This window comes from Pseudomonas phytophila (genome assembly GCF_025643095.1).
GTDB lineage: Bacteria > Pseudomonadota > Gammaproteobacteria > Pseudomonadales > Pseudomonadaceae > Aquipseudomonas > Aquipseudomonas quasicaspiana.
Genome location: NZ_CP081201.1, coordinates 5,490,284 through 5,499,727, shown reverse-complemented (window position 1 = coordinate 5,499,727; position 9,444 = coordinate 5,490,284). Strand labels below are relative to the sequence as shown.

Genomic DNA, 9,444 nt, shown 5'->3' with positions numbered 1-9,444 from the left:
ATATTCCAGATTATTTGAGGTTGGGTAAAACGTGAGCGATGCCTTTCAGCGCGCAGCCTTCATCGACTTCCGCACCACCTGCACCCGCAACGCCGATAGCGCCGATAACCTGATCGCCCACCTTTAACGGCACGCCGCCGCCTAACAGCAGCAGCTCATCAAGGGTGTTGAGGTTCTCGGCTTCGGGGTTGTTGCGAGCGCGTTCGGACAGCAGTCGCGTCGGGGTTTTGGTCGACAGCGCAGTAAAGGCTTTGCGTTGCGCCGCGAGCGTGTTGTGCGGGCCAACATTGTCGTCGCGCTGCACGGCAACCAGATTGCCGCCGCGATCAACCACCGCAGCGACAGCGGTTTTGCCATCGGCGTGACAGGCCGCCAAGGTTGCACTCAGCAGGTCATTGGCAAGCTTCAGGGTGACATCCGGACGCTGGGCGACGTTCGGCACATCGGCCAGCGCGACGCCGGACCCCATGGCCAGTGTCAATAAAGAAAGGGTGACGCTTCGGATCAGCATGCAAATCTCCGGTTCAGGCTCGGCTGAGCAATTGCCAGCCATACTGCCCAAGCCTTCCGCACAAACTGATTGCCTGCGGATTACGTATTTGTAATGAGATGGGGCGGCGTATCGGCTTACGCTATGCATCAGTGGCGGAGGACTTAATGCGTATCCTGGTGGTTGAAGACGAAGCGAAAACAGCGGATTACCTGCGCAAAGGGCTGGGGGAATCCGGCTATCTGGTGGAAGTGGCCTTGAACGGTCTGGACGGGCTGCATCTGGTTCAGGAAAGCGAGTTCGACCTGATCATCCTCGACGTCATGTTGCCCGGCCTCGACGGCTGGCAACTGCTGCAGATCATTCGCCGTAAATGGCAGACACCGGTGCTGTTCCTCACTGCACGCGACGCCGTGGAAGATCGCGTCAAAGGCCTCGAACTGGGTGCCGATGATTATCTGGTGAAACCCTTTTCCTACGCGGAGCTGCTGGCCCGGGTTCGCACTTTGTTGCGTCGCGGTCCGCCTCGTGAAGTGGAACAGTTTCAGATCGCCGATCTGCACCTTGACCTGCTCAAGCGCAAAGTCACCCGTAATGGCGAACGCCTGAACCTGACCAACAAGGAATTCGCACTGCTGCATCTTCTGCTCAGTCGGGAAGGCGAAGTCCTGTCCCGTGCGCTGATTGCCTCCCACGTCTGGCAAATGAATTTCGACAGCGATACCAACGTGGTCGACGTCGCGATTCGGCGGCTGCGTGCCAAAGTCGACGACCCCTACCAAGCGAAACTTATCCACACCGTGCGCGGCATTGGTTACCTGCTGGAGCTGCAGCAATGACCCTGTGGCCCCGAACCCTGAGCCTGCGCCTGGCGTTCATGTTCGCTTTGGTCAGCGTGCTGCTTTTAGGCGCTGTCGGCTTTTACCTCTATCAATCCCTGAGTCGCGAAATCACCTGGCGCGATGATCAAGCGCTACTCGGTCGCGTGCAGCGCATGCAGGCGCTGATCACTGACAGCGACAGCATCGACACCTTGCGCAAACGCCCGCAGCTTTACGAAAACATGCTGGGCAATCGCGATAATGTGCTGTGGATTGTCGATGACGCCGGGCAACTGCTCATCGACGTCAACCCGCTTGCCCTGCCAGTGCCCGAGTTGCCAGCAGCGCCTTCGCCACAGTTGGGTGATAGCCCAGGTGACAAGTCGTTGCGGCTGGCGTGGCTCGATGTGCCAGGCACCGATCGACACCTCAAGTTGATCGCTGGAAAGCTGGTCAACGAGCGCGAGCAAATGCTCAGCGCCTACCGCATGAAAATCTGGATGGCCTTGCTGGTCGGCGCAGTATTGGCGTTCCTGCTGGGCTGGATGGTCAGCCAGCGGGGGCTGCGTCCGGTTCGACAGCTGGCGACACGCGCTGCCAGCATCGATGCGCAACACCTGCACCTGCGGTTGCAGGCGTTCAAGGACGTCAACGAACTGAGCGCCCTGAGTCACGCCCTCAACCAGATGCTCGCCCGTCTGGAAGACGGGTTCGCCCAGCTCACCCGCTTCAGCGAAGACCTTGCCCATGAAATGCGCACACCGCTGAGCAATCTCATGGGGCAAACCCAACAAACACTGGGCCGCGGCCGCTCGCCTGAGGTCTATCAGGAACTGCTGGTTTCCAATCAGGAAGAATACGAACGGCTGGCGCGCATGATCGACAGCATGTTGTTCCTGGCGCGTACCGAACAGCCCAAAGCCTCGATCAACCGCCAACAGATCGACCTGCATGCCTTGGTCGCCCAGTTGTGTGATTACTTCGAAGGCATGGGCGAAGACCGCGGCATTGAGCTGATCAATAGGAGCCGCCCCAGTGTCACTGACACCGCGCTGTCGTGCAGCAAGCATGGGCTTGTTGGAGCGAGGCTTGCCCGCGAAGCCGTCGACTCGGTAAGTCAAGCAAACCGCGCTATCGTTCTTCGCGGGCAAGCTTCGCTCCAACAGAAAGACCAGGTTTATTCAGATGGTTATTCCGTGTTTGATAAGAGCCAGGGCACGCTAAACGCCGACCCGGAATTACTGCGTCGCGCATTGGCCAACCTGATCGCGAACGCCCTGCGTTATGCGTCACCGAACACCCCCGTAACCATCGGCAGCACGCTGAGCACGGGCGGTTTGGAAATCTACGTCCACAACGTTGGCGAGCCTATCGGCGCAGAGCATCTGCCGCACCTTTTCGAGCGCTTTTATCGCTGCGATCCCTCCCGTAACCAGCCCGGCGACTCGGGCGGACTGGGTCTGGCTATCGTGCGCTCAATCATGCAAGCCCATGGCGGACAGGTCACCGTCACAAGTGACAGCGCCGGGACTGTTTTCACGCTGGTTCTGCCGACCTGAAGTTCACCTTCCTGAGCGGTGCTAAACCCGCTCTGCCCAGGTTTATCGCTGAAGAAACGTGATAAACCTCACCGTTTGCAGCGTGGTTCAAGGGGGTAGATGTCTGGAAGGGTCTATGCTGAGTTTGACCTTGCAGACAAGGTCGACCCTTCGCGCACAGCCTACCAGGCAGAACACGTGAGACATTCGATACCCAACGCAGCATTGCTCTGCCTCAGCCTGTTACTCAGCGCCCCCGTCAGGGCCGATCACTATCAGGTCGTGACCGAAGAGTGGGCGCCCTACAACTATGTGGAAAACAACCAACTCACTGGAATGACCACCGAAATTGTCCGGGCCATCATGGCACTCACCGGGGACAACTTCGACATCGTGCCGCTACCCAGCATGCGCGCCAGCTACGCACTGAATTCGCGTCCCAAAACCATCATGTACTCCATGTTCCGTAATACCGAGCGCGAGCCGTTATACAAATGGGTCGGTCCCATTGTCGAGGAATCGATACATCCTTACCAAATGGCCGATGCTCCGCCGTTAAACACTCTGGAACAACTCCGCCAGGCGCCAATGGTGACCACCCGACACGCCGGTCTGGTGCCCGACACCTTGCAAGCCCTCAACTTCACCAACCTCGACAAAACCGCCACCCAAAGCCCTCAGCTTTACCGCATGCTCCTTGCCGGGCGCACCGACATCATCGTCGGCGACACCGACGCAGGCGTCGCTTACTACACCCGCCAACTGAAAATCCCGCCGGGCACGCTGAGGCGGATACCGGTGGAGGTTTACCGGTCTTCGTTGTACATCGCGTTCAGTCTGGATTGTGATGATGAGGTGGTGACGGGGTGGAGGAGGGCGTTGGATAAACTACGAAAGTCGGGGGAGCTGGGGCGGATTCAGGGGCGGTATGAGAGATTAGGTGACTTGTGATGCTTTATACCTGATCTGACGGGCTGGGAAAATGTGCTGATCAATCACGGACGACAGATGGTGTTTGATCAGCATTTCGATTTTTAAGAATGGGCGTGACCTTTGTCGTCCCTCGATCCCGCTGAGCGATCCGTTACACAGCCTCTGCGCATTTGCGAAGTGCTGCCTTGATTTCCCTCACCAGTCCAACGAACTCTTGCACTAGAGCTGCGAGCTGAACAGGATTTGAGGCTGAAGGTCTTGGGTATGGCGGGGGGCCTGAGAACGGACTGCGGACAAAGCCTGGGTCTTCCTTGCGCTTTCCCTCATAGGCAAGCACAGCAAAGTTAGACCCGATATATCCTTCAGGGCCGAGCCCCGAAATCATGAACTCGAGGCCTCCGCGCTGCTTTACGAGCAACGCCTTCCATTCAATCGCGCCAATCTTTTCCGACTCGATCTCAAATGATCGATCGCGACTGTCGTAGCGGATGGAGGCCCCAGCCGCTTCGAAGGCGGCAAGTATCTCTTTTTTCGACGCAGCAAATGATGAACCAGGAACTAAAGGGAAGCGGTCGCACAACGCCCAATATTTGTCTGGAAAATCGAGTGTGGCGAGGAGACAGAGAAACGCGTCGTTAAGCACGGTTAATAGCTCGGGAGTTTGAACGATTGTAGAGCTGGAGTAATCGATTTCGCTGCACGCTTGCTAATAACAGGACTTGCAACAATCCGCTGCACGGTACGGAGCAAGGTGATCCCCACGCGGCTGTGAGGGTGGGTCAGGCGGGGGACGATCTTCGGGATGTTCTGCGACTTTTCGACAACGGGTCGCAGGACGCTCTCATAAGCTGCAAACGCAGCAGAAAGATCATGGGATTTCGAGAGTTCGCCAGCCAGCACGTATGCGCCTACAAGGGCCAGTGAAGCTCCAACCCCTCCCAGTGGGGTGACGCACCAGGCGGCGTCGCCGGTGAGAACCACATGACCCGCCGACCACCGCTTGATCTTCACCTGCCGCAGATCGTCGAACCAGAAGTCGTCGGCTGCCTCCATGCCCGAGAGCAGGCGTGGTACTTCCCATCCTGCACCTTCGAAATGCGTTTTCAGAAAAGCCTTCTGCTGGGCGATAGTCCTGACGGTTGCCACGTTTCGCTGCCCCTGAATGTTGAAGAAGGCGCGGGTGGTACCACTATTGTCCGGGCGCACGCCTGCGCTTCGACCGCCGGGAGCGTTATACCAACGTGCGGTCTCACTGTCCGTCGAAGCGCGTGGCACGGTGAAGAATGCAGTCGCCAGATCCATCCAGCGAGGTGTGTTCTCTTCGGGAAACACCATGTCGCGAGTGTACGAGCCAACGCCTTCGGCTACGATCACCAGATCAAAGCGCTCCTCGGTGCCGCTCTCGAACCGGACAATCGCTCCCTTTTCATCCTGTACAACGGCAGTGACCCGCTCCCCGAAGCGATACTCGGTGTGAGGCAATGATGCTTCGTAGATGAGACGAGCCAAATCGCCGCGCAATATCTCCAGCTCGGCGGTAGGGCCGTCGCCTTCCAGATCAGCCAGGTCAATACGAGCCACGGTCGTGTTTTGGTTGTCGACCCACGCTATTCCACGCTCGCCAGTATTGTGATCTCTAACCGCTTGCTCAAGCCCCATAAGCCGCAGCACCTCCCGGGCCGGGCCCCGGACATCAACATTCTGCCCACCGTCCCGAAAGGCTGGCGCCTGCTCGACGACCGTGACATCGCAGTTCTGCTGAGCCAGCCACCAAGCGGTGGCGCAGCCTGCGATGCTGGCTCCTGTGATGAGAATGCGGCGTGACATCTGGCTTTCTCCGTGAAGTTTTATAGGGCCGTATTCCGGGTTAGCTCGACGGGCCATTAGTCGCTATTGGCACAGGCAATACTGAACGGGTGAGCGCTTGTGATCACGTCCAGGGGCGACCGTGTTCCCGATATAGCCTGACCGCAAATGCCGATTGCTGAATTTATAAGAAGTCACCGTCCGGGCATCCCGCCTTTACGATCTCTTGGGTGGATGATTCTGATATGTGGCACCGGGGGCTGAGCTTCATTGCAGCCAAAGCTGACATTTCATCCTGTCTGATCTACATTCTAGCCGTCCATCTGTTTCAGGCGATCTCATGCTGACCGGATTCAATCATCTCATCCTCGCCGTATGCAGCTTGCTAAGCAGCATTGCCTTTTATGAGGAAACGCTAGGCTTCAAGTTGTCTGCACGCTGGAAGACTGGGGCGTATCTTAGCCTGGGTGATCTCTGGTGCGGACTTCCCTATGTGCCTTCATTGGAAGAGGATCGCAAGCGGATTCGAGTCGCTCCAGAGCGGCCGAAACCGACGTTGTGAATGCCGTCACTCCTGACATCGACCCTTACTCTCTGCTAAAAAGGCTGTGCCATGTTGCCCCAACGTATCCAATCACCTTCGTTGCACGACCTGCAAACCACCGTGGCCGAACTGCTCGGCAACAGTGACGAACACGTCGTGGTGCAGTTCTCGGCGCCCGAGCAATACCCGGCACCGATATTGACAGCGTTGGATGCCTTGTGCGCACAACACGGCCATCGCCTCGACGTGCGCTTCTACGGGCACTACGCCGCCGACCAGCCCTTCGACGGTCGCACACTCGAAGCCCTGCCTAATGTGCAGACCTTGACCCTCGATTGCCTCTATCACGCCGAACGGCTTGAGACGCTGGCAAGCCTTGAGCACCTGCGCAGTCTGGCGCTTGGCGTGGACAAGCTTGACCTGAACCCGATATTGGCCTTTAGCAACTTGCAAAACCTGACCATGCTGCGGGTTTTCCAGGAAGTGGGGCCAAAGCTGGACCTCGCTTCGGTCAGCCGCCTGCCCCACCTGCGGGTGCTGCACCTGAATGCAAAAACCCAGGGGCTGAAGCCGCTGGAAGCGCTTACTGGACTGACCGAACTCAGCCTGTACCGACAGCCGGCCACTACCACGTTTGAGGTGATCTCGAAGTTACCCGGTTTGGAGACTCTTTCAATCGGATTTGGCAGCCGTGAGGCGATGCCGGAGTTGTTCAGTGACAGCGTTACGCACTTGAGCCTGCTCCGGGTCCGCGGGTTGCAAGCGCTGGAGCCTGGACGCTTTCCCAGGCTTGAGGTGTTGGAGATTGAGGATCAGCCGCACTTGGGTGAGCTGGTTTTCGGGGCGGGTAGCAGGTTGCGGGCGTTGCGTTTGGCTAATCTCAAGTCGCTTGGGCGAATTGACGGGTTGAGCGAAGCGCCGATTGGCAAGTTGTCGATTTATAAAACGCCGGAGTTGGATTTGCTGGCTTTGCTTGATCAGCCGTTGCCAGAGTTGAAAGCTATGCGGCTGGTGAGTGGTAAGCGGGGGGTTGATCAGGAGATTGATGCGAGGCGCGAGACGCTAGGGCTCGCGTTGGTGAAAGGGATTTTTGAATAATGAGAGATGTTGGTTTACCGGACTTCAGCCTATTGTGCTCGCTTAATGTGAGCGTCTGGCAGATACACCTTGCTGATAGCTGAATTGCCGCCTTTCGGCGCGAATTACAGCCTTTTAAAGTCGCGTGATAGAACCACCAGCTTCATGATCAGAAGTTGGCCAGTTCACTGTGGTCGATTGATCGCCAAACGACAGATCGATAACCGCCGACGTTTCAGTCGACCGTTTTGGCGTAGATTTCACTGGAATAAAAGCTGATAGCATCGCTGGTGGCTGATCTCGGTACAGCGGCATCCACTTTCGAATCACGTTAGCGTTGATGCCATGACTGACGGCGTAGTGTGCAGCCGCCGCTATCGACCCAAAGCGGACTCCTGCACTTTCTGATTGAATAAGCTCACCGCACGATACTGATCAACACTCGGACTTGAACGAATGACAGACGATCCTTTTCGTATCCCAACAGATGCTGAAATTGCTGACGCGGAGAGCAGGCTCAATTTTCGCTTTCCCGATCAATATATCCAGTTCCTGAAAGGTGGCAGCGATGTCGCGAACGCCGTGTTTGAACCCGCGTTGATTTTGAGCGGATGCGGCCATCTGGATATCTTTGAAATTGCTGAAACCGCCTGGGCTCAGGGCTTGTCGCGGGATTGGTTGCCTTTCATTGAGGATAACAGCGACTACTTCTGCATATCGCAGGCGGGGGCTGTTAGATACTGGTCACACAACGGAAGTACAGACGAAAGCTGGCCAACCTTTGCTGCGTGGTTCGAACAGGTCTGCGTAGCTCTTGAGTGACCTGGAGTGCGTCTCCCCAAAAAATCTTGCTGTCGCAGCCTGATTCAAATGGGAAGGAACGCTAACGTCTCAGGGTCGATCTCGGCGTAACTTCCCAAGTCTCCCTTGCAGAGCCTGATCCTGGAGACTCCTAACTCCGCCTGCAAGAAAGAGACAAGCGGCCCAAGATTATCGTTGGTATGCATCGTAGCCGGCCTTATGACTATCGCCCGCCCAGGCTCGTCATCGTAAGTTCTGATCAGGAACATATTCCCTTCGTGCTCCACGCTGTAATGGTAGCCACGGTACTCATACTCCAGATCAAGGTCGACATCGTCAAAACGGACAGATTTCACTATCTTCACGGCAGGAACCAACATTTGGGTTTTACAGGAGGATCGCCTCGTGAAGCGCTTCTTTCAGCCGCTCTGGATGTTCTGCCAGGCATTTAGCCTCACTCTCGGGGGCTCATTTTCCACCAGACAACTGATGCTGTGATGACTGCACCGATTATGGTTGCTGGCAAGACAACCATGATTCCAATGATGCCAAGACCAAAGTCGTCTGCCAGCTCAGCTCTTGATGTGGCTCCCGTGTTTGCCAATTCGAACATCACTGCCGCTTCACTAAATAACCATTCGAATGATGGGAGTGCAATGAGAAAGGCCAGTGTCGTAATCGCAACGCGCTTGATCATTCCTGATACCTAATGATGAGAGTGCACTGGATCCCGTGTAAATCAGGCGGCTTCCAGGCGATGCCAACACCTAAAGGCTGTATTGAGTCTAGAGCTTTACTTCGCGACAGCTGCGCGCTTGTACTGCTCGTTCCACCAGACGACAAGTTCAGCATGTTGTTCATGAGTGACCCACGCCACATTCGTTTGGTCTGTTGGGTCGCCCCCGCAGGCTAACGGCTTCACATACCACTTGATCTTCCCTGTGAACTGCTCGTCAGGCTCCAGCGAAATCTGCTGGGGCAGCTCATACGGTGCAATACAGGACACATCAAGTGGCAGCGTTGGAACCGTAAACATTACTCCGCAAGAGTTGATGACTACAAAGTCATCCCAACTCTTCAGGCCCAGTAGCGTGTAGCCCCGCAGGTAATGGTCAAACCGGTAGGCTTTCATCGCAGCGAAGCTTTCATCCTGTGTGAGTACGATGAGGTAATCGTCGTTTTGCCAACCTTCGTTCATAAAATATTTACTCACTTCCAGGATTCGTTTCGCTATCAACGGCTCATGGCTGCAAGCCGCCTGTCAGTACATATCATATTGCCCATCACCGCGAGGAGTTTTACTGGACCGTGATAACGAGAACCGCCAAATTTCCCACGATACCGAGAACCGCCCACGCAGTGACATCCCCCCTAAATCAAGCGACACTCGAAATGCCCGCTTTTTCCAACCAGATCGGTCATCGCCATGTACCA

The 9,444-nt window shown here is 56.3% G+C and carries 11 protein-coding genes and 1 pseudogene; 6 read left to right on the top strand and 6 right to left on the bottom strand.

What is annotated here, in order from left to right; translation table 11 throughout:
• Window positions 1-10: 10 nt before the first annotated feature.
• Window positions 11-511 carry a GlcG/HbpS family heme-binding protein gene (locus K3169_RS24935; protein ID WP_122708475.1) on the bottom strand — a complete coding sequence of 167 codons (501 nt, stop codon included), beginning with the start codon at window positions 509-511 and terminating at the stop codon, window positions 11-13.
• Window positions 512-657: 146 nt separating this feature from the next.
• Here K3169_RS24935 and K3169_RS24930 point away from each other — a divergent pair, with 146 nt between their 5' ends.
• The 3 genes from K3169_RS24930 (at window position 658) to K3169_RS24920 (ending at window position 3,800) form a co-directional block, all read left to right on the top strand.
• Window positions 658-1,329: a heavy metal response regulator transcription factor gene (locus K3169_RS24930; protein ID WP_087274254.1), complete on the top strand. Its 672-nt coding sequence runs from the start codon at window positions 658-660 to the stop codon at window positions 1,327-1,329.
• The gene (locus K3169_RS24925) at window positions 1,326-2,870 is read left to right on the top strand and encodes an ATP-binding protein (protein WP_263268514.1); all 1,545 of its coding nucleotides are present in this window, start codon (window positions 1,326-1,328) and stop codon (window positions 2,868-2,870) included. Before K3169_RS24930 ends, K3169_RS24925 begins: the two co-directional genes overlap by 4 nt.
• A 177-nt stretch (window positions 2,871-3,047) precedes the next feature.
• Window positions 3,048-3,800 (top strand): substrate-binding periplasmic protein, encoded by a 753-nt coding sequence (locus tag K3169_RS24920; RefSeq protein ID WP_263268512.1) that lies wholly within the window; start codon window positions 3,048-3,050, stop codon window positions 3,798-3,800.
• 133 nt (window positions 3,801-3,933) lie between these two features.
• On the opposite strand, the gene K3169_RS24915 is transcribed toward K3169_RS24920, so the two are convergent.
• The gene (locus K3169_RS24915) at window positions 3,934-4,425 is read right to left on the bottom strand and encodes a hypothetical protein (protein WP_263268510.1); all 492 of its coding nucleotides are present in this window, start codon (window positions 4,423-4,425) and stop codon (window positions 3,934-3,936) included.
• 2 nt (window positions 4,426-4,427) lie between these two features.
• Window positions 4,428-5,600: pseudogene (locus K3169_RS24910) on the bottom strand (FAD-dependent monooxygenase); the annotation flags it as partial.
• A 328-nt stretch (window positions 5,601-5,928) separates the two neighbouring features.
• Here K3169_RS24910 and K3169_RS24905 point away from each other — a divergent pair.
• The 3 genes from K3169_RS24905 (at window position 5,929) to K3169_RS24895 (ending at window position 8,031) form a co-directional block, all read left to right on the top strand.
• Window positions 5,929-6,150: a VOC family protein gene (locus K3169_RS24905; protein WP_406643759.1), complete on the top strand. Its 222-nt coding sequence runs from the start codon at window positions 5,929-5,931 to the stop codon at window positions 6,148-6,150.
• A gap of 51 nt (window positions 6,151-6,201) precedes the next feature.
• Window positions 6,202-7,230, top strand: coding sequence for a hypothetical protein (locus tag K3169_RS24900; RefSeq protein ID WP_263268507.1), 1,029 nt, complete (start codon window positions 6,202-6,204; stop codon window positions 7,228-7,230).
• Window positions 7,231-7,665: 435 nt separating this feature from the next.
• A complete protein-coding gene (locus K3169_RS24895) occupies window positions 7,666-8,031 on the top strand; it encodes an SMI1/KNR4 family protein (RefSeq protein ID WP_263268505.1) in 366 nt (121 codons plus the stop codon).
• Between the two features lie 44 nt (window positions 8,032-8,075).
• Here the strand turns inward: K3169_RS24895 and K3169_RS24890 are convergent, their stop codons facing one another.
• The 3 genes from K3169_RS24890 to K3169_RS24880 all read right to left on the bottom strand — a co-directional run bounded on the left by K3169_RS24890 (window position 8,076) and on the right by K3169_RS24880 (window position 9,208).
• Window positions 8,076-8,390 carry a hypothetical protein gene (locus tag K3169_RS24890; protein WP_263268503.1) on the bottom strand — a complete coding sequence of 105 codons (315 nt, stop codon included), beginning with the start codon at window positions 8,388-8,390 and terminating at the stop codon, window positions 8,076-8,078.
• Between the two features lie 74 nt (window positions 8,391-8,464).
• Complete coding sequence (locus tag K3169_RS24885) at window positions 8,465-8,707, bottom strand: hypothetical protein (RefSeq protein WP_263268502.1); 243 nt, start codon at window positions 8,705-8,707, stop codon at window positions 8,465-8,467.
• 96 nt (window positions 8,708-8,803) lie between these two features.
• Entirely contained in the window at window positions 8,804-9,208 is a 405-nt protein-coding gene (locus tag K3169_RS24880; RefSeq protein WP_263268500.1) for a hypothetical protein, read from the bottom strand.
• Window positions 9,209-9,444 lie beyond the last annotated feature (236 nt).